Origin of the sequence: Motilimonas eburnea (assembly GCF_021295345.1) — a bacterium.
Taxonomy (GTDB): Bacteria; Pseudomonadota; Gammaproteobacteria; order Enterobacterales; family CBDFNC01; genus Motilimonas; species Motilimonas eburnea.
Genome location: NZ_JAIMJB010000004.1, coordinates 12,044 through 32,125, shown reverse-complemented (window position 1 = coordinate 32,125; position 20,082 = coordinate 12,044). Strand labels below are relative to the sequence as shown.

22 protein-coding genes are annotated in these 20,082 nt (G+C 46.0%); 19 read left to right on the top strand and 3 right to left on the bottom strand.

What is annotated here, in order from left to right:
* Positions 1–3: 3 nt before the first annotated feature.
* From K6Y21_RS05020 to cysQ, 3 genes are read left to right on the top strand one after another with little or no spacing between them, the layout of a single operon-like run.
* Positions 4–1,728 carry an SLC13 family permease gene (locus K6Y21_RS05020; protein ID WP_233070682.1) on the top strand — a complete coding sequence of 575 codons (1,725 nt, stop codon included), beginning with the start codon at positions 4–6 and terminating at the stop codon, positions 1,726–1,728.
* Positions 1,729–1,749: 21 nt separating this feature from the next.
* Positions 1,750–2,352 (top strand): adenylyl-sulfate kinase, encoded by a 603-nt coding sequence (gene cysC, locus K6Y21_RS05015; protein WP_233070681.1) that lies wholly within the window; start codon positions 1,750–1,752, stop codon positions 2,350–2,352.
* Complete coding sequence (cysQ, locus tag K6Y21_RS05010; protein WP_233070680.1) at positions 2,333–3,094, top strand: 3'(2'),5'-bisphosphate nucleotidase CysQ; 762 nt, start codon at positions 2,333–2,335, stop codon at positions 3,092–3,094. The genes cysC and cysQ overlap by 20 nt, the downstream gene beginning before the upstream one ends.
* Here the strand turns inward: cysQ and ppk2 are convergent, their stop codons facing one another.
* Complete coding sequence (gene ppk2 / locus K6Y21_RS05005; RefSeq protein WP_233070679.1) at positions 3,095–3,880, bottom strand: polyphosphate kinase 2; 786 nt, start codon at positions 3,878–3,880, stop codon at positions 3,095–3,097.
* Positions 3,881–4,062: 182 nt separating this feature from the next.
* Here ppk2 and K6Y21_RS05000 point away from each other — a divergent pair, with 182 nt between their 5' ends.
* Positions 4,063–4,479, top strand: coding sequence for a DUF4124 domain-containing protein (locus K6Y21_RS05000; RefSeq protein WP_233070678.1), 417 nt, complete (start codon positions 4,063–4,065; stop codon positions 4,477–4,479).
* 313 nt (positions 4,480–4,792) lie between these two features.
* Here the strand turns inward: K6Y21_RS05000 and K6Y21_RS04995 are convergent, their stop codons facing one another.
* A complete protein-coding gene (locus K6Y21_RS04995) occupies positions 4,793–5,227 on the bottom strand; it encodes a CBS domain-containing protein (RefSeq protein WP_233070677.1) in 435 nt (144 codons plus the stop codon).
* Positions 5,228–5,474: 247 nt separating this feature from the next.
* On the opposite strand from K6Y21_RS04995, the gene K6Y21_RS04990 reads away from it, so the two are divergent.
* The 7 genes from K6Y21_RS04990 to K6Y21_RS04960 all read left to right on the top strand — a co-directional run bounded on the left by K6Y21_RS04990 (position 5,475) and on the right by K6Y21_RS04960 (position 12,819).
* Entirely contained in the window at positions 5,475–6,704 is a 1,230-nt protein-coding gene (locus tag K6Y21_RS04990) for a S1 family peptidase (protein WP_233070676.1), read from the top strand.
* 149 nt (positions 6,705–6,853) lie between these two features.
* Positions 6,854–7,921 carry a tRNA preQ1(34) S-adenosylmethionine ribosyltransferase-isomerase QueA gene (gene queA, locus K6Y21_RS04985; RefSeq protein WP_233070675.1) on the top strand — a complete coding sequence of 356 codons (1,068 nt, stop codon included), beginning with the start codon at positions 6,854–6,856 and terminating at the stop codon, positions 7,919–7,921.
* Positions 7,922–7,979: 58 nt separating this feature from the next.
* Complete coding sequence (tgt, locus tag K6Y21_RS04980; RefSeq protein WP_233070674.1) at positions 7,980–9,107, top strand: tRNA guanosine(34) transglycosylase Tgt; 1,128 nt, start codon at positions 7,980–7,982, stop codon at positions 9,105–9,107.
* 27 nt (positions 9,108–9,134) lie between these two features.
* Positions 9,135–9,470 carry a preprotein translocase subunit YajC gene (gene yajC, locus K6Y21_RS04975; protein ID WP_233070673.1) on the top strand — a complete coding sequence of 112 codons (336 nt, stop codon included), beginning with the start codon at positions 9,135–9,137 and terminating at the stop codon, positions 9,468–9,470.
* A 19-nt stretch (positions 9,471–9,489) separates the two neighbouring features.
* Entirely contained in the window at positions 9,490–11,349 is a 1,860-nt protein-coding gene (gene secD, locus K6Y21_RS04970; protein WP_233070672.1) for a protein translocase subunit SecD, read from the top strand.
* A gap of 15 nt (positions 11,350–11,364) precedes the next feature.
* Positions 11,365–12,312 (top strand): protein translocase subunit SecF, encoded by a 948-nt coding sequence (secF, locus tag K6Y21_RS04965; RefSeq protein WP_233070671.1) that lies wholly within the window; start codon positions 11,365–11,367, stop codon positions 12,310–12,312.
* 138 nt (positions 12,313–12,450) lie between these two features.
* A complete protein-coding gene (locus K6Y21_RS04960) occupies positions 12,451–12,819 on the top strand; it encodes a rhodanese-like domain-containing protein (protein ID WP_233070670.1) in 369 nt (122 codons plus the stop codon).
* Positions 12,820–12,898: 79 nt separating this feature from the next.
* On the opposite strand, the gene suhB is transcribed toward K6Y21_RS04960, so the two are convergent.
* Positions 12,899–13,702 carry an inositol-1-monophosphatase gene (gene suhB, locus K6Y21_RS04955; protein WP_233070669.1) on the bottom strand — a complete coding sequence of 268 codons (804 nt, stop codon included), beginning with the start codon at positions 13,700–13,702 and terminating at the stop codon, positions 12,899–12,901.
* A gap of 154 nt (positions 13,703–13,856) precedes the next feature.
* Between suhB and trmJ the strand changes: the two genes are divergently transcribed.
* The 8 genes from trmJ to fdx all read left to right on the top strand — a co-directional run bounded on the left by trmJ (position 13,857) and on the right by fdx (position 19,969).
* Positions 13,857–14,612: a tRNA (cytosine(32)/uridine(32)-2'-O)-methyltransferase TrmJ gene (trmJ, locus tag K6Y21_RS04950; RefSeq protein WP_233070866.1), complete on the top strand. Its 756-nt coding sequence runs from the start codon at positions 13,857–13,859 to the stop codon at positions 14,610–14,612.
* Between the two features lie 85 nt (positions 14,613–14,697).
* Entirely contained in the window at positions 14,698–15,216 is a 519-nt protein-coding gene (gene iscR / locus K6Y21_RS04945; RefSeq protein WP_233070668.1) for a Fe-S cluster assembly transcriptional regulator IscR, read from the top strand.
* 45 nt (positions 15,217–15,261) lie between these two features.
* A complete protein-coding gene (locus K6Y21_RS04940) occupies positions 15,262–16,476 on the top strand; it encodes an IscS subfamily cysteine desulfurase (protein ID WP_233070667.1) in 1,215 nt (404 codons plus the stop codon).
* Between the two features lie 52 nt (positions 16,477–16,528).
* The gene (gene iscU / locus K6Y21_RS04935; RefSeq protein ID WP_233070666.1) at positions 16,529–16,909 is read left to right on the top strand and encodes a Fe-S cluster assembly scaffold IscU; all 381 of its coding nucleotides are present in this window, start codon (positions 16,529–16,531) and stop codon (positions 16,907–16,909) included.
* Positions 16,910–16,927: 18 nt separating this feature from the next.
* On the top strand, positions 16,928–17,251 hold the full coding sequence (gene iscA / locus K6Y21_RS04930; RefSeq protein WP_233070665.1) for an iron-sulfur cluster assembly protein IscA: 324 nt from the start codon (positions 16,928–16,930) through the stop codon (positions 17,249–17,251).
* An 8-nt stretch (positions 17,252–17,259) separates the two neighbouring features.
* Positions 17,260–17,775, top strand: a complete 516-nt coding sequence (gene hscB, locus K6Y21_RS04925; protein ID WP_233070664.1) for a co-chaperone HscB — start codon at positions 17,260–17,262, stop codon at positions 17,773–17,775.
* Between the two features lie 6 nt (positions 17,776–17,781).
* Positions 17,782–19,629 (top strand): Fe-S protein assembly chaperone HscA, encoded by a 1,848-nt coding sequence (hscA, locus tag K6Y21_RS04920; RefSeq protein WP_233070663.1) that lies wholly within the window; start codon positions 17,782–17,784, stop codon positions 19,627–19,629.
* A gap of 1 nt (position 19,630) precedes the next feature.
* On the top strand, positions 19,631–19,969 hold the full coding sequence (gene fdx, locus K6Y21_RS04915; protein ID WP_233070662.1) for an ISC system 2Fe-2S type ferredoxin: 339 nt from the start codon (positions 19,631–19,633) through the stop codon (positions 19,967–19,969).
* Positions 19,970–20,082: the final 113 nt, after the last annotated feature.

Sequence of the window (20,082 nt, the reverse complement as noted above, 5' to 3'; positions counted from 1 at the left end):
AACATGACGCTAGACCAGATAGGGATATTAGGTGTTTTAGCTGTACTGATCACGCTATTGATAGCGTCTAAGTTAAAACCAGCTCTGCTGTTTGGCGTCACCGTTATCGTCTGTTACCTAGCCGGCATGATCGAATTACCGAGCATGATGGCTAACTTTTCCAACTCCTCGCTATTGGTGTTGGTGCTGCTGATGATGATATCAGCGGCAATAGAAAAAACACGGCTGATCTCTTGGATCAGCCAACAGCTGTCTACGGGTAGCATGTTGCAAGTGTTATTGAAAATGGGTGTATCGACGGCTTTTTTGTCGTCGTTCACCAATAATACCGCGGTGGTGGCTTCATTAATTGGCGCCATCAAACGCAACGGCAATCATCCGCCTTCACGTTTGTTAATTCCCCTTTCCTATTTTGCGATATTTGGTGGCACCTTAACCTTAATTGGCACCTCGACTAACTTGATCGTCAATAGTTTTGTGATGGACGCAGGGTTACCCAGTATTGGCTTTTTCGACTTCACCCTGATCGGCATTGTGGTGTTTGTGGTGGGATTGGTCATGATCATGCTTTTGAGTCCGTCACTGCCGGATACACAAGCCGATACCCCCGAAGAAGCGGATTATTTCTTAGAAGCTAAAGTCAACGCTGGCTCGCCTTTGATAGGGCGCACCGTTGCCGAAAACAATCTGCGTAACCTACAACAACTCTTTTTGGCGGAAATAATCCGTGATGGCAAACGCATTTGTCCGGTCTCTCCGGAAGATGTATTAGCAGAAAATGACATATTACTGTTTTGTGGTGCCGTACATAGTGTGGGCATATTACAAGACTTCCCCGGTTTAGACTTATTTGCAGAAAACCAGTTGAAAGGTCAAAACTTGGTAGAAGTGATTGTGAGTCACAGTGCAGAGATAAAAGGTAAAAGCATTAAGGAATGTCATTTTCGTGAGGAGTTTGACGCTGTGGTGGTGGCTATTCGTCGCGGCCATACCCCTTTGCAAGGTGGTTTAGGTAATATTATTTTACGCGAAGGGGATACCTTAGTACTGGCACCTGGGCGCGACTTTTATAAGGTTAAGCGGCTAAATCGAGAGTTTGTAGTGGTCAGTGGTGTGGATGCCAGCACTCGATTAGATAAATATCGCAGCACGGGGGTGATGTTAGGCTTTGCAGCTGTGATTGGCCTCGCCGTACTTGAAATGGTACCCCTTTTAAAAGGGTTACTGGTCCTGCTTATCGGCTGTGTACTTTCTGGCTCGATTACTTGGAATGAAGTGAAGCGACGCTTTCCGTTTGATATTTGGGTGGTTGTGGGGTCGGCATTAACCTTAGCACAATTGTTAACCAGCAGCGGCTTAGCACAAATGATGGGCAACTTTGTCCATACCTATTTTGCGGATTGGGGGTTAATAGGGGCGCTTATTGCGGTGTATCTATTTACCTTGTTACTGACCGAGTTGATCACGAATAATGCGGCGGCAGCGTTAGCCTTTCCTGTTGCTTACAGCATCCCCGTTGGTTATGGCGTTGATCCGACAGCATTTATCATGGCAGTGATTTTTGCGGCCAGTTGTAGCTTTGTTTCCCCTTATGGCTACCAAACAAATTTAATGGTTTACAGTGCGGGTAATTATCAGCTGAAGGATTATTTACGTATCGGCATTCCGATCTCCTTGGTGTACTCCGTCACCGCATTGTCGATGATCATATGGCTTTTCCCGTTTTAACGAATTAATACAAGGATGCCCATGGCAGATGAAAATGTAGTATGGCATGAACATGCCATCGATAAAGAGGCGCGCAGCGAACAGAAAAAGCAAAAAGCCTGTGTACTTTGGTTTACCGGTCTAAGTGGCGCGGGTAAGTCAACGGTAGCTGGCGCTGTAGAGCAACGCTTACACCAATTAGGTGTTCATACTTACTTACTCGATGGTGATAATGTCCGTCACGGCTTATGTGGCGATTTAGGTTTCTCTGACGACGATAGAAAAGAAAATATTCGCCGTGTCGGTGAAGTCGCTAAGCTAATGGTGGATGCGGGTTTAATCGTGTTAACGGCATTTATTTCACCGCATCGCGCCGAGCGCGAAATGGTGCGTCAATTATTACCTGCGGGCGAGTTTAACGAAGTGTACGTTGACGTGCCTTTGGATATTTGTGAGCAACGGGATCCTAAAGGCTTGTATAAGAAAGCCAGAGCGGGCGAGATCACTAACTTTACCGGCATCGACTCGGTTTACGAGGCGCCGCAAAATCCAGAAATTAAGGTAGAGAATGGCGAACGTCCATTGTCTGAAGCCGTTGATCAAATCATTCAATACTTGGAGCAACATGGCTACATTAATCGATAAACCGATCGCGGATGTATGCGACATTGCAGTAGCTGCCGGCGCTGCCATCATGGACATTTATCAACGTGATTTTGCGGTTCAGACTAAATCAGATGAATCTCCGTTGACGGAAGCCGACCTTGCCGCTCATAAAATCATAGTGAAAGGCTTGCAAGCGCTAACGCCAGCCATTCCAATTCTGTCTGAAGAAGCAGCGGACATCGACTGGCAAACGCGTCAGCTGTGGACCACCTTTTGGCTGGTTGATCCCCTTGATGGCACCAAGGAATTCATCAAGAAAAATGGCGAATTCACCGTTAACATCGCGCTTATCCACCAAAATAAACCTGTGCTAGGCGTTGTTTATGCACCGGTTTTAGATAAGTTATATTTTGCTGATGAGCAAGGCGCATTTTTAACCCATCAAGGTGAAACCCGACCGCTGAAAGTGGTCGCACCGGTTGCGGGCGAAACCATTAAAGTGGTGGGGAGTCGCTCACATCCAAGCCCAGATCTAGCCGCTTACCTTGAACGCTTTCGTGACTATGAAATGGTGCCAGTGGGCAGCTCGCTCAAGTTTTGTATGGTGGCTGAAGGCATCGCCCATGTGTATCCGCGTCTTGGACCAACCATGAATTGGGATACCGGTGCAGGACATTGCGTTGCTGAACGAGCTGGGGCCACCGTTTGTCAACTTGACGGCTCTGCCTTGTTGTACAACCACCAAGAGTCATTGCTTAACCCATACTTTGAAGTGAAATAGCTAATACACTTCAGGGACAAAATTTTGACTATCTATAGGCGCACGAAGGTACTTTTCTTGCGCCTTTTTATTTAAAGGGGGTAAAACGATTTCTTTCTCGGGTAATGCTTGATAGTCAATTTGATTGAGTAGGTGGCTGATACAATTGAGTCGAGCTCGCTTCTTATCGTCTGAGTTCACCACCCACCAAGGGTTTGATGTGGTGTCAGTGTAAGCAAACATTTCGTCTTTTGCCTCGGAGTAGGCGGCCCAGCGACTACGTGACTCAAGATCCATGGGGCTAAACTTCCAACGTTTCAATGGATCGTGGATACGATCAAGAAAGCGCTTTTCTTGCTCCTCATCGGAAACCGAAAACCAATATTTAATTAAGATAATGCCCGATTGGGTAAGCATGCGTTCAAACTTGGGGCAAGAATGCAAAAACTCTAAGTATTGATCTTCAGTACAAAACCCCATCACCCGTTCAACGCCTGCACGGTTATACCAGCTGCGATCAAACAAGACGATTTCCCCCCCGGCGGGTAAATGGGTCACATAGCGCTGAAAATACCATTGGCTTTTTTCTCTGTCATTGGGGGCGGGCAGGGCAGCGATACGGCATACCCTAGGGTTGAGTTTTTCGGTAATACGTTTGATCACACCGCCTTTGCCAGCCGCATCGCGACCTTCAAAAATGACCACGACCTTTAATTGTTTCGCAACGACCCATTGTTGCAAGGTGACCAGTTCGGTTTGCAATTTAAGCAGTGACTTTAGGTAATGCTTCTTTGATAATTTACCCATATAGATAGCTCCCATCAATTCTAAGGTCGTTTCGACTAAATTGTCTAATAAGCTGCCAAGTCAGCTGATTGGTTTCTTCAATGCCGTTTCTAAACTATAGTATAAATAACTGATTTTATGTCTAAACAGCCACGCAATTGGCAAGCGCAGTGAAATCCAAATAGCTGCCCTTGGAGAGTAAGATGGCAAAACATGTTCTGTTGGTTGGATGGTTAATATTGACGATCGGCATGGCTTCGGCGCAGACGGTATTTTCGTGGATAGATGAAAAAGGGGTGATCCATTACACCGATAAGCCCCCCGCCCCGGAAGTCAGGCAGAAAAAGCGTTTTATGGAGTTTGAAATTAGTATTGATACTGTGTCAGAGCCAGTACCAACGCAGGCGCCTGAGCTATATCAGCCAACGGCTGACTTAGACAAGGTGTTTTCCTTACACCAAGACTTGTCCCCCAGTTGCCGTTGGATAGCCAAGCGGATCGCTTTATTGGAGGCGCTGATGGAACAACATGCCAGTGACTATGACCAGATTCTAAAACTAGAGGTGAACAAACGGCAACAAGATTGGTTAGAGCAAGGCTGCTTCGCATCATTCAGGTAGGCAAAAAAAAACCCTGCTATCTAAGCAGGGTTAAAAAACAAGGAATAGTCTAACAGGCATTCAACCTGTTACATCAAGCGATCAAATCCTATGTTGCCTAATGGAGTTTATCTTGCCGCACTTCCGAAGTGCCCGCATTGGCTTGCTAATCAATACGTCGATAAATGATGGGGCGAATATTAATGTGATAGATCTCACAATGCAAGGTAAAAGTGTAGTTTTATCACTAAATACATGAAAACCCCATCAAATAAGCCTAATGTTTTACCTAACTCGCTTAAATATCATGCTTTTTAATGAAATAAAATTACACTCAAATTTCCTCATGTTCATGTAATTCTTCCAATTCAAGCAGATTAATGGCTACCGCAACAAAATCGGTGTCGGTAATAATGCCGATTAATTTGTTTCGCTTGACAACGGGTAAGCAGCCAAATTTATGTTGCTGTATATACAGCGCGGCGGCTTTAACACTGGCTTTAGGATCAACCGTGGTGAGGTTTTTAGTCATTACCTTGTGCAGTGCGATAGTTGACCAAAGTGAATGCTCACCTGTGTCTTTAATCACCGTTGATTGTTTAGCAGCCAGTAAGTCACGTTCAGAAATCAGGCCAACCAATTTTTCCTTTTCGAGGATAGGGATGTGGCGAATGCGCTTTTCGGCCATCAAGGTGGCTGCTTGGGCAAGGGTGTCTTGGGGGCTCAGGGTGTAAAGACTTGACGTCATAATATCGGCAACAGTAATCATGATTTACCCTCCTACTTAGTTACTTTAAATCTAGTCAAGGAAGCGTAACTTGCTGTTGATCAATATCATATTTATGAGCTTAATCACTGTTATATCAGTTATTTTTTACATCTTTACCGGCCTCTATTTTTGACTTGGAAATGACCATTTATTCGCCAGCATTTAGGGTGAAGAGCCTAAGCTTAAGCAATCACTGTGTGATCGCCGTTGTTGTCAACGCGGTCATTGGGTTTGTTGGAGTGAGGTTATGGCTGTGTTCAACTGTTTAAGCCGTGTCGGTGTCATTAATGTGGTTATGTTAAGCATCACGCTGGTGAGCCAAGCCGCTCATGCTGAGCCGCGAATTGTCGGTGGTAGCGCCGTGACCGAGTTGAATGTGGGGATAGCGAGTTTGCAGGTTTGGCGGGGAAATGTCCTTTATCACTTTTGCGGTGCCAGTTTGTTATCTCCCCATTGGTTATTAACCGCCGCTCACTGCGTAAATGCAGAGGGCCAAGACAATAATCGCGATGGTGTTGAGGACAGTCAACTGGAAGTTTTTTTTAATGCGACTGAACTTAGTGGGTCAACGGATTATAACCGCAGAGCTAAGGTTAACAGGGTCATTATTCACCCACAGTTTAATCCTGTCAGCCTAAGCCATGACATTGCTTTACTGCATGTAATTAATCCTATCAATAGCCAGTACAATCGTTTAGGCTCGGGCAGTTTGAGCCAATTCAGTTTCGGAAATACGGATTTTACCGCCTACGGTTGGGGGGCGGATAACCAAGCAGGTGATCATTACCCTAATTACCTCAAGCAAGTCAGTCTCAATTACCAACCGTGTCCGTATAGCCCATTGCCCAATGCGGTATTTTGCGCCGGAGGGCAAGCCCTGCAGGATACTTGCTTTGGTGACTCGGGCGGCCCAGTGATGACAGAAACGAACGAAGGGAGGCTGCAGTTTGGTATTGTCAGTTTTGGGGCTGCTGATGCATGTGGTTTAACGGGGCTGCCAGCGGCCTTTACTTATGTTCCTGAATACCTTAGTTGGATTGCGCAGCAGCAAGCGCCTTTATTATGGGGCAATGCCCCGATATTTGAGCAGCAGGCTGATGAACCTAACAAGGGACTGAGCCAACCCATCACATTAACCAACACGTCAGATCAAGCGGTGGTGATCACGCAGGTTCAGCTGTCTCCGGAAGGCATTTTAGAAGCGGAGCAGGGGTGCATTGGCCATGAGCTTATGCCACAGCAAAGCTGCACCCTTAATTTGGCTATGGTGGGGGATATTTTACAAGTGCATCAAATCGAGTTAGCCGCTTTTGGTGATAATGGTGCCGTTGCTCGTCTGGCTTTTAGTATCGCAGCTCATGCTGATAACCGGGTTGCGCCTGTCTCAAGGGGAGGTGGCGGCGTCATGGTTTGGTGGGGGTTAGCCTGTCTGTTATTGATCTCATGCTTGCGATCTGATTGTTCTGGCCGCCGATGAGGTGATGACACGCACTTGTCCAATTGGGTGACCTAAGTGTCTTACTGGACTTACTTTGCGGCTCATGTGGTGATTTCCCTGATACAAAACTTGATATTAAAAAGGCCCAAGCCTAGACTAACCGCCTTCTTTTATCTTGGTATGCAGTAATGAAAGTAGCCGATTTTTCTTTTGAACTACCTAATGAGTTGATCGCTCGTTATCCCAACCCTGAGCGTACTTCAAGTCGATTACTCACCCTTGATGGCAACACAGGTGAAATAGCACACAAGCAATTTACCGATATTATTGACTTATTATTGCCAGGTGATTTGCTGGTATTTAATGATACCCGCGTGATCCCAGCTAGAATGTTTGGGCAAAAAGAGTCGGGCGGTAAACTCGAAGTTTTAGTTGAGCGCATTTTAGATGACAAGCGCTTTTTGGCCCATGTTCGTTGTTCTAAGTCACCCAAACCGGGTAATAAATTGATTTTAGAAGGCACGGTCAATGCTGTGATGCGACAGCGCCATGAAGCCTTATTTGAAATTGAGCTAGATGATACGCGAACCGTACTTGAAGTACTGGAGAGCATTGGTCACATGCCATTGCCGCCATATATTGACCGACCGGATGAAGATTCAGATAAAGAGCGTTATCAAACGGTTTACAACAAAAAGCCGGGAGCTGTAGCCGCCCCTACGGCGGGTTTGCATTTTGATCAAGGCTTATTGGATAAACTCAAGGCGAAAGGCATCGACCAAGCGTTTGTCACCTTACATGTTGGCGCAGGTACGTTCCAACCGGTGAAGGTGGATAATGTACTTGAACACCAAATGCACTCTGAATATGCCGAAGTGCCGCAAGAGGTTGTCGACCAAATTAATGCAACACGTGCACGTGGAGGCCGTGTTATTGCCGTTGGGACAACGTCGGTGCGCTCACTGGAAAGTGCCGCTCAGGCAACCCTTGCACAGGGTAAACCACTGGCGCCTTTTTTTGATGACACCCAAATCTTTATTTACCCAGGTTACCAATTTCAATTAGTGGACGCCATGATCACTAATTTCCATTTACCTGAGTCAACTTTGATCATGCTGGTTTCCGCTTTTTCCGGTTATGAGCATATAATGCCTGCCTATGCGAGTGCGATAGAGCATAAATACCGTTTTTTTAGTTACGGTGATGCCATGTTCTTGACGCGAAAAGCTAATGCGATAAACACGGTGGCTGAATAAGTCACCCTTTTTACACCCAAATTCGGTTGGACTGTTTTTCTGACTTGAAGAGGTAATCATGAAATACGAACTATTAAACACCGATGGTCGAGCCCGCCGTGGCCGCCTTGTCTTTGAACGTGGTACGGTTGAAACCCCCGCCTTTATGCCGGTTGGTACCTACGGCACGGTAAAAGGCATGACGCCAGAAGAAGTGGCTGACACGGGCGCGCAAATCTTATTGGGCAACACCTTTCACTTGTGGCTGCGCCCTGGTCAAGCCGTTATGCGCAAGCACGGTGATTTACATGACTTTATGAACTGGCAAGGCCCAATCCTAACGGATTCTGGCGGCTTTCAGGTGTTTAGCTTAGGTGATATCCGCAAGATCACCGAAGAAGGGGTGCATTTTCGCAACCCTGTGAATGGTGAGAAGATCTTTTTAAGCCCAGAAGGCTCGATGGATATTCAATACGATTTAGGCTCAGATATCGTGATGATATTTGACGAATGTACGCCCTATCCAGCGACCGAAGCCGAGGCTGAGAAATCAATGCAGTTGTCATTGCGCTGGGCTAAGCGTAGCCGCGCGCAATTTGATGCCAAACAAAATCCGAATGCACTGTTTGGCATTATCCAAGGTGGGGTCTATGAGCATTTACGTGATGTATCTCTCGTAGGCTTAACCGATATTGGTTTTGATGGTTATGCTATTGGCGGCCTTGCTGTGGGCGAGCCAAAAGAAGATATGCACCGCATTCTTGAGCACATCGCCCCCAAAATTCCTGCCGACAAACCGCGCTATTTAATGGGCGTGGGTAAACCAGAAGACCTAGTTGAGGGCGTGCGCCGCGGCGTCGATATGTTTGATTGCGTGATGCCAACGAGAAATGCACGTAATGGTCATTTGTTTACATCGGAAGGTGTGATAAAAATCCGCAACGCCAAGCATCGCGAAGACACGAATACTCTGGATCCCGAATGTGATTGTTACACTTGTAAAAATTATTCTCGGGCTTATTTATACCATTTAGACAAGTGTAATGAGATTTTGGGGGCGCGGTTAAACACCATTCATAACTTACGTTATTATCAGCGTTTGATGGAAGGTTTGCGCAATGCTATCGCGCAAGGTAAATTAGACGACTTTGTGACTGAGTTTTATGGCAAGATCGGTAAGCCGGTTCCGCCTTTAGAAGAAAAATAATTTTTACGTTAAGTACGAGGAAAAATAATGAGCTTTTTTATTGCTAACGCTTATGCAACTCCAGCAGCAGGCGCCGAAGGTGGCGGTATGTCTATGATTTTCATGCTGGTTGTCTTTGCTGCCATTTTTTACTTTATGATTTTTCGCCCACAAAACAAACGTGTGAAAGAGCATAAAAACCTGATGTCATCACTTGCAAAAGGAGATGAAGTGTTAACATCGGGTGGACTAGTTGGCCGTATCGTTAAAGTAACTGACGAAAACGACTACATCACGATTGAACTTAATGAGAGCAATCAAGTTGTTATTAAAAAAGACTATGTTAGCGCAGTACTGCCTAAAGGTACGCTAAAGTCTTTATAAGTCTACAAGGACGTTTACAGTGTTAAACAAATATCCGTTGTGGAAGTACATTATGGTGATCGCGGTGATCACCATAGGTTTACTTTACGCAACACCTAACCTTTACGGCGAGGATCCTGCCGTTCAAGTATCCGGTAAGCGCGGTGCGGAAGTTGAGTTGGCCATTGCTGGCCAGATTAACGACGCCCTTGAGCAAGCCAATATCGAAGTGAAAAGTTCGTCTTTAGAAGAAGGTCGCTACCTAGTTCGTCTTGTTAATCGCGATGATCAACTAAAAACAAAAGAGCTGATTTCTGATTTACTCGGCGCACAATATACCACTGCTTTAAACCTAGCGCCTGCAACACCTGCTTGGCTTGAGGCGATAGGTGCAGGCCCGCTTAAACTCGGTTTAGACTTACGTGGCGGGGTTCATTTCCTAATGGAAGTGGACATGGATGCGGCGATAGCCAAAGCCAAAGAGCAAATGGTCAGCGATTTTCGTTCTGAGCTGCGTGAGGAAAAAATCCGTTACCGTGGGGTGCGTGAAGATGCTAAAACCAACGGTGTCATCATACGTTTTGCCGATGAGCAAACCCGCAGCGATGCCGAAACCTTCTTAAAACCTAAATACCCTGGTTTTGTGTTCGATGATGATGAAAGTGAAGGCGTGTATTTATTAAAAGTCGCAATGAGTGAAGATAAGCTCAAAGAGACCAAAAACTACGCCTTAGAGCAAAACATCACCATCATTCGTAACCGTGTTAACCAGCTAGGTGTTGCCGAGCCGCAAGTACAACGCCAAGGTGCAGATCGCATCGTGGTGGAACTACCGGGTGTACAAGATACGGCACAAGCGAAAGAGATCTTGGGCGCAACAGCCATGCTGGAATTTCGCTTAGTTGACGAGAAAACCGACGTCCGTGATGCTGTCGAAGGCCGTTTACCTGCGACATCTCAGGTTTATCAAAACCGTGATGGCCAGCCTTTTGTGTTACAAAAGCAAATCATGTTGACCGGTGATCATATTGTTGGTGCTCGCTCTAGTATGGATGAATACAGCCGTCCGCAAGTGAACATCGATTTGGATTCACAAGGTGGCTCGAAGATGTCGCGTGTAACCAAAAATAACATAGGCAAGCCAATGGCGACCTTGTTTATTGAATGGTTACCCACTGGCCAAGAAGATGAAAACGGTAAGCGTAAACTGGTTAAACACGAAGAGATCATCAACGTCGCAACCATTCAAGCACAGCTTGGCCGCAGCTTCCGTATCACGGGGATTGATAACCCAGCCGAAGCACACAACCTTGCCTTGCTATTGCGCGCGGGTGCCCTAATTGCACCTATCCAAATTGTTGAAGAGCGTACCATCGGCCCAAGCATGGGTCAGCAGAACGTCGATAACGGTATGGCCGCGATGATCTACGGTATGCTAGCCGTGGTGATCTTTATGGCGATTTACTACCGTGCATTTGGTTTAGTCGCTAATACCGCTTTGTTCGTTAACATCATCATGATCGTCGGTATTATGTCGATGGTACCAGGTGCAACCTTAACCTTACCGGGCATCGCCGGTATCGTATTAACGGTGGGTATGGCGGTGGATGCTAACGTACTTATCTTTGAACGTATCCGTGAGGAGCTATTAGAAGGTAAGAGTATTCAAAAAGCTATTAACGAAGGTTATGGTAATGCGTTCTCAACCATTGCCGATGCCAACATCACGACCTTGATCACGGCCTTCATCTTGTTTGCTGTGGGAACCGGCCCCGTGAAAGGCTTTGCGGTGACGCTGATGATAGGTATTGCGACGTCCATGTTTACCTCTATCGTAGGTACTCGTGCCATTGTTAACTTGCTTTGGGGCGGCAAACGTCTCAAGAAGCTGTCAATTTAACGGGAAGTATCAACTATGTTTCAAATATTAAAACCTGGCGATACTATCCGCTTCATGCGCTTCTCTAAGCCTGCGTCTATTTTGTCGCTGATCCTCGTTTTGGCCTCAATCACTACGATTGCAGTCAAAGGTTTTAACTGGGGTCTGGACTTTACCGGCGGAACCTTGATTGAGGTGGGCTTTGAACATCCTGCGGACTTGAATCAAGTGCGTGAGGTGTTAGCGGGCAAAGGCTTTAATGATGCTATCGTGCAACATTTTGGCAGTACTAAAGAAGTGATGGTTCGCGTGGCTCCTCGTGAAGGGGTGAAAGGCGAGGTCATTGGCCAGCAAATTTTGCATGCTTTACAAGAGTCTATCGAAGCGGGCGTGGATATGCGCCGGATTGAATTTGTGGGACCTAACGTGGGCGCGGAGCTGGCCGAAAACGGTGGCTTGGCCATTATTGTGGCACTGGCTTGTATCTTGTTATACGTCAGTATGCGCTTTGAATGGCGTCTCGCATTAGGCTCGGTGGCTGCACTGGGACACGACGTGGTCTTAACCTTAGGTATCTTTTCGTTATTTCAACTTGAGTTTGACTTAACGGTACTTGCTGCGGTGCTCGCGGTGGTCGGTTACTCGTTAAACGATACCATAGTCGTATTTGACCGGATCCGTGAAAACTTTCGCCGAGTGCGTAAGGGTGGGCCAGAAGAGATCGTCGATATCTCATTGACTCAAACACTAAGCCGTACCTTGATTACTTCTGGTACGACCTTGTTTGTATTAATCGCTTTGTTTGTGAAAGGCGGCGCGATGATCCACGGCTTTGCAACGGCATTACTCGTGGGGATCTTAGTCGGTACTTACTCTTCGGTTTACGTTGCGAGTGCATTAGCCATCAGGCTTGGCATTTCTCGTGAGCATATGATCCCAGTAGAAGTAGAGAAGGAAGGCGCCGATCAAGAGCCTGTTGTTTAAGGTTGATTGGCAGCAATTGTTTTAAAACCCGCGTCAGCGGGTTTTTTTTGACCTAAACTACCTGGTTCATTAGGTGGTTATTGCTGCAGATTCTGAGTAAGATGAAACGCATAACTAAAAACAATTCACGAGGAATTTATGCAACACAGTACACGTTTTCTTGCGCTGGTCGATGCATCCAGAGCGCGGATCCAAGAAACCAATGTCGAGACGGTAAAGCAGTGGCTTGATAGCAAGCGCGACTTTGTCTTGATCGATAACCGAGAAGAAAGTGAATGGGCCAAAGGCCATATTCCAGGTGCCATTTATCTGGGGCGAGGTATTTTAGAGCGTGATATTGAGCAGCGCTGCCCAGATTTAGACACCGAGATTGTGGTTTATTGTGGCGGTGGTTTTCGCTCGGCTTTATCCGTTGATAATCTACAACAAATGGGATACACCAAGGTCATCAGTATGGATGGCGGCTTTCGCGGTTGGAAAGAAGCGGGTTATGAGATTACCGAGTAGATGATCCTGATTTACAGTCAAAAAAGGCGATAGAAATATCGCCTTTTTTGATGTCCAAAACCTTTGCCTGAGGCTGCGTTTAGCGGCTCATTGACTCGGTAAGGTGAGGACGAATTTTACTAAGCAGTTGCTTAACCACTTTAGGACCACCAACCACTAAGTTTCCTGATTTTAGGTAATCATGGTTGCCAGCGAAGTCAGTCACGATAGCGCCTGCTTCTTTTGCGATCAGTTCACCCGCGGCGAAATCCCAAGGCTTAAGGCCGAGCTCCCAGAAACCATCAAAACGGCCTGCTGCAACATAGGCTAAATCTAACGCTGCAGAGCCTGCGCGGCGCATGTCGGCAACATCGGTGAACAGGTCAGCAAAGATATTGAAGTAAGCTTCACTGTGGTGCTTTTGCTTAAATGGGAAACCAGTGGCAAGTAAGGTGCCTTTGAGCTCTTTCGGCTGGGTGCTACGGATACGGTATCCGTTTAATTGGGCGCCAGCGCCACGCGTTGCGCTAAATAACTCGTTGTTGATGGGATCGTAAACAACGGCTTGTTCTGTTTTGCCTTTTACGCGCAGTGCGATAGAGACGGCAAAGTGGGGGACGCCACGAACAAAGTTAGTCGTGCCATCTAGTGGATCGATAATCCATTGGTAGTCGTTGTCGCTACCTGCTAATTCTCCGCTTTCTTCAGCGACGATAGAATGCTCAGGGTAAGATTTACGGATAGTGTTGATAATGGCTAGCTCAGCTTCTTTATCAACATTAGTCACAAAGTCGTTAGACCCTTTTTGTTGTACTTCAACTTTTTCAAGTTGCTCATAAGCTTTTGCAATAACATTACCTGCGTTACGCGCTGCGCGTACCGCGATATTTAGCATAGGATGCATATCGGATTCACCACTAGATGTTAAAGAACGTTGTATAAATTTACGGCGGCGGATGATAACAACCGATGTTGTGATAGTAAAGAAATAAAAGTCGTTTTTTACGTTCGTTGCTGTGGTAGAATCCGCGTTTTTGGAATTAATGTCGAGCAGTAAGATGTTAGAAAATGTACGCGTTGTATTAATTGGTACCTCCCATCCAGGTAACATAGGCAGTGCCGCGAGGGCCATGAAAACCATGGGTATCCATGATCTCGTACTGGTAACACCTGACTGTGAAGTGGATAGCCACGCTGTGGCACTATCGGCAGGGGCCGCTGATGTCGTTGAAAATATCACTATCTATGATTGCTTAGAAGATGCTATTGCAGACTGCCAATTGGTGGTGGGAGCTAGCGCGCGCTCACGTACGCTAAATTGGCCCATGGTTGGCCCCAGAGAAATGGCTGAAAAGTTAGTGATTGAAGGGCAAGATAAACGCGTGGCCATGGTATTTGGTCGTGAACGCACCGGTTTAACCAATGAAGAACTGCAACGTTGTCACTTTCATGTCAATATTCCGGCTAACCCAGAATACTCATCCCTTAACCTTGCCATGGCAGTGCAAACCTTGTGTTATGAAGTGCGCATGACTTTGTTAGCACAAAAGCAATGGCCAAAGCGCGAGCAAGAATATCCATTGACGGCCGAGCTTGAGCGTTTTTATCAGCATTTAGAAACCACTTTGACCCAAGTAGAATTTATTATTGCTTCTCACCCAGGGCAGGTCATGAACAAGTTGCGTCGATTTTTTAATCGTGCGAGACCCGAATCTCAAGAGCTCAATATTCTGAGGGGGATGTTAACTTCCGTCGATAAGGCTGTTCAAGGCATTAAGCGGCCACAAAAGAAAGGCTCAAAACCAGCAGAATAATACCTGAGTAAATTGGTTGGTTTTATACTTGACTAAATTAGTCTGGTATTTGATAATGTGCGCATGTTCACAACTGAGACATGCAATGAGACTGACTTCTAAAGGGCGCTATGCGGTGACAGCCATGCTAGACGTCGCCCTACACACAGGTAAAGGCCCAGTGCCGTTGGCAGAAATTTCTGAGCGACAAGGTATTTCTTTGTCTTACTTAGAGCAACTGTTTTCAAAGCTACGTAAAGAAGGATTAGTGACCAGTGTGAGAGGCCCAGGTGGCGGCTATTTGCTGGGAACAAATGGAGAAAATATCTCTATTGGAATGATCATTAATGCCGTTAATGAGTCGGTTGACGCGCGTAAATGTTTAGGCTCAGGTACTTGTCAAGATGGGGTACAATGTTTAACCCATTCACTGTGGAATCAGCTCAGTGATCGTATCAGTGATTTTTTAGACGGTATTAGCTTGTTTGAGTTAGTGAATAACGCCGAGGTAAGACAGATTGCCGTCGCGCAAGATAACAAGATGAAATCAGCCAGTGCGCCTTCAGTGAAAGAGAACGCACTGGTTAATAAATTAGAACAATTGGAAGTGAATTTTCGCTTATAGCTATGTGTCAAGCACTGTCGAAGATGTGCTTTTATGGAGAACAAAATGAAGTTGCCAATTTATCTCGATTATTCTGCAACCACACCGGTTGACCCTCGGGTTGCACAAAAGATGATGCAATACCTTACCTTGGATGGCAATTTTGGTAACCCTGCCTCACGCTCTCACCGTTTTGGTTGGCAGGCTGAAGAAGCGGTTGATATCGCACGTAATGAAATTGCAGAACTGGTCAATGCAGACCCGCGTGAAATTGTGTTCACTTCTGGTGCGACGGAAGCTAACAACCTTGCAATCAAGGGGATTGCAGGATTTTACGGTAAAAAAGGCAAACACATTATAACGGCAAAAACGGAACATAAAGCAGTTCTAGATCCTTGTCGTCAATTAGAGCGCGACGGTTTTGAAGTGACCTACCTTGAGCCGGACAGCGATGGCATTATCTCCCCAGATCAAGTGAAACAAGCGCTGCGCGAAGACACTATCTTGGTTAGTATCATGCATGTTAATAACGAAATAGGTGTGATCCAAGATATTGAAGCCATCGGCGAATTATGTCGTGAAAACAAAGTCTATTTCCACGTTGATGCGGTACAAAGTGTAGGTAAACTGCCTATCGATTTACAGACATTGAAAGTGGATCTTATGTCCTTCTCTGCCCATAAGATATATGGCCCTAAAGGCATTGGTGCACTTTACGTTCGTCGTAAGCCTCGTATTCGCTTAGAAGCGCAAATGCACGGCGGTGGCCATGAGCGTGGTATGCGCAGCGGTACCTTACCTACTCACCAAATTGTGGGCATGGGCGAAGCATTTCGTATCGCTAAGCTTGAGATGGCTGAAGAGTCTAAGCGTATTTTGGCTCTGCGCGAGCGTTTATGGAACGGCGTGAAAGACATGGAAGAAGTGTACCTTAATGGCTCCATGGAACAGCGTGTAGCGGGTAACCTAAACGTCAGCTTCAACTATGTTGAAGGTGAGTCGTTAGTGATGGCGCTAAAAGACTTAGCTGTTTCTTCAGGTAGTGCTTGTACTTCAGCCAGCCTTGAGCCTTCATATGTACTGCGTGCCTTAGGTCGTGATGATGAATTAGCGCACAGCTCAATTCGTTTCAGTATTGGTCGTTTTACTACCGCTGAAGAGATTGATTATGCAATTGAAATTATAAATAAAAATATCGGTCGTTTACGTGAAATGTCACCTTTATGGGACATGTTCAAAGAAGGGATTGACTTAAGCAAGGTTGAGTGGGCACACCACTAATTGTCTAGGTATAACCTTTAGTAAACAATCTTAAGCATGGGAGTAATAGAGTATGGCTTACAGCGATAAAGTAATTGATCACTACGAGAACCCACGTAACGTTGGTTCTTTTGAAAAAAATGACCCACAAGTTGCCACTGGGTTAGTGGGCGCACCAGCATGTGGTGATGTTATGAAGCTACAGCTGAAAATCAGCGATGACGGCATTATTGAAGATGCGAAGTTCAAAACATACGGTTGTGGCAGTGCCATCGCATCCAGTTCACTTGTGACTGAATGGGTTAAAGGTAAGTCCCTTGAAGAAGCGGCGGCAATTAAAAATACCGATATTTCTGCCGAATTAGCATTACCACCTGTTAAAATTCACTGCTCGATCCTTGCAGAAGATGCAATTAAAGCAGCTATTGATGACTACAAGAGTAAAAAAGCGTAATTAAAACGAGGCAGTATAATGGCAGTAACGATGACTCCACCGGCAGAATCTCGGGTGCGTGACTTTCTAGCAAACCGTGGCAAAGGCATAGGTCTACGTTTAGGCGTCAAAACGTCAGGTTGTTCAGGTTTGGCTTATGTACTTGAGTTCGTTGACGAACTTAATCCTGATGATGAAGTGTTTGAGCAAAATGGGGTGAAAGTTATCGTTGATGCCAAAAGCCTGGCTTTTCTTGACGGTACGCAATTAGACTTTGTAAAAGAAGGCCTAAATGAAGGGTTTGAATTTAATAACCCCAATGTTGAAGGCGAATGTGGATGTGGCGAAAGTTTTAGTGTTTAAGGGGCGTTGTGAATTACTTTGAATTATTTGGCTTAAAGCCTGATTACACGGTTGATCTCGCCTCTGTTTCAAAAACTTATCGGGAGCTGCAAATGCAGTTCCATCCAGATAAGTTTGCGACAGCGTCACAAAGCGACAAGCTCGCGGCCATGCAAAAGGCATCACAAATCAACGATGCCTTTCAAACCTTGAAGTCTCCATTAAGAAGAGCGGAGTACCTACTTAGCCTCGCTGGTGTTGACTTGCAGCACGAACAACAAACCCTGCGTGATCCCGCGTTTTTGATGCAGCAAATGGAATGGCGCGAGCAACTTGAAGAGATTGCCCAAAGTCGTGATCCCGATAGTGAAATTTCTGCTTTTGCTAAACAGCTCGCTTGCCATCAAGATACGCTACAGCAACAACTCGTCACCACATTGGCCGCACAAAGCTATCAGGATGCGGCTTTATTGGTACGAAAGTTAAAATTTATGTTCAAGCTGCAGCAAGAGCTTGAACTATTAGAAGAATCCCTCCTGGAATAAATTTATATGGCGTTACTTCAAATAGCTGAGCCTGGTCAGAGTGCGGCTCCTCATCAGCGTAAATTGGCGGTGGGGATAGATCTTGGTACAACAAATTCTTTGGTTGCCAGTGTTCGCAGTGGTTTAGCTCAAACCTTAGTGGATGAATCTGGTCAAGATATTATCCCATCCGTGGTGCATTATGGTGACAGTGACATTCTAGTTGGCGCACAGGCTCTTGATTTTGCAGTTAAAGATGCGGCAAACACCTTAGTGTCAGTAAAACGCCTGATGGGCAAATCTCTAGCCGATATTAATCAAGCACAGATGCCTTATCATTTTGGTGAGCTTGATAGTATTGCGATTAAAACGCGTGCAGGTGAAGTGAATCCTGTGCAAGTGAGCAGTGAGATTTTAAAGCGTTTAAATCACACTGCGGTTAAAACCTTAGGTGATGAGCTACAAGGTGTAGTGATCACCGTTCCTGCTTATTTTGACGATGCTCAGCGCCAAGCAACCAAAGATGCAGCCAAATTAGCCAACTTAAATGTATTGCGCTTACTTAATGAACCGACAGCGGCGGCCATTGCATATGGTTTAGATTCGGGTCAAGAGGGCGTTATCGCTGTGTATGACTTAGGCGGCGGTACTTTTGATATCTCTATATTACGTTTACATAAAGGCGTGTTTGAGGTACTGGCAACCGGCGGTGATTCTGCCTTAGGTGGTGATGATTTTGATGATAAAGTGGTCGCTTGGTTAGCTGAGCAAGCTAACATCAGTGCACCGTTTTCTCATTCACTGCAACGAGAGCTCAAACAAGCGGCCTGTGAGGCAAAGGTGGCGTTATCAGCAGCAGATAAAGTCAGCATCACAGTGGCGTCTCTTGATTTAAATATCGAGCTGACACGTGAGCACTTCAATGAACTGATTGCTGGCTTAGTGAAAAAAACCTTAATTGCGTGTCGCCGAGCCTTAAAAGATGCGGATCAATCTGTTGCCGATGTACAGCAGGTTGTCATGGTAGGCGGTTCAACCCGCGTGCCTTATGTGCGTGAGCAAGTGGGTGAATATTTTTCCGCTGAGCCACTTACTAGTATTGATCCCGATAAGGTGGTTGCCATCGGTGCAGCGATCCAAGCGGATATTTTAGTGGGCAATAAGCCCGATTCTGAAATGCTACTGCTAGATGTGATCCCCTTGTCTCTTGGCATTGAAACCATGGGGGGCTTGGTAGAGAAAATTATTCCTCGCAATACCACAATCCCTGTTGCTCGAGCTCAAGAATTTACCACCTTCAAAGATGGCCAAACCGCCATGGCGGTACACGTGACTCAGGGGGAGCGCGAGATGGTGGGGGATTGTCGCTCGTTAGCGCGTTTTGAGCTAACTGGTATTCCACCCATGGCGGCCGGGGCGGCCCATATCCGCATTACCTTCCAAGTTGATGCCGATGGATTATTAAGTGTTACAGCAATGGAAAAATCTTCAGGGGTACAAGCACAGATAGAAGTGAAGCCTTCTTATGGTTTAGCGGATACCCAAATTGCTGATATGCTGAAAGAGTCGATGTTGCACGCCAAGGAAGATATACGCGCTCGTATGTTGGTTGAGCAAAAAGTGGAAGCTGAGCGCGCCTTAGAGTCTATTGCTGCAGCCTTAGGTAAAGATGCGCAAAGCCTATTAAGTGACGCGGAATTAGCACAAATCAAGCAAGCGATGGCTGAGTTAAAACAGGCCAGCGAAGGCGATGACGAGAAGAAAATAAAGCTGGCAATTGAAGCGCTTGATATTGCCACCTCTGAATTTGCCGCGCGTCGGATGGACCAGTCCATTCGTGATGCGCTGAAAGGACAATCTGTCGATAAGGTGTAGTATGCCAAAGGTTATTTTTTTACCTCATGAAGAGTTATGTCCCGATGGCTTAGCAATTGATGCTAATCAAGGGGATAACGTGTTAGAGATTGCGTTGCGCAATGGTATCCATATAGAGCACGCTTGTGAGAAGTCATGCGCTTGTACCACTTGTCATGTAATCATACGTGAAGGCTTTGATTCACTTGAAGAAAGTGATGAGCTTGAAGATGATATGTTAGATAAGGCATGGGGATTAGAAGCCGAATCGCGTTTGAGCTGCCAAATTGAAGTAGCCGACGAGGATTTAGTTGTGGATATTCCTAAATATACCGTCAACATTGTATCAGAAGGCCATTAAGCCACTCTTTTTAAAGCGCCTCCTTGTGGGCGCTTTTTTCATCTTGCTCCCCTGTGTTTTATTGTTTTGTGTCTCTGCTTTAGATATCTCTTCACCTGTTGGCCCTGCTTAGG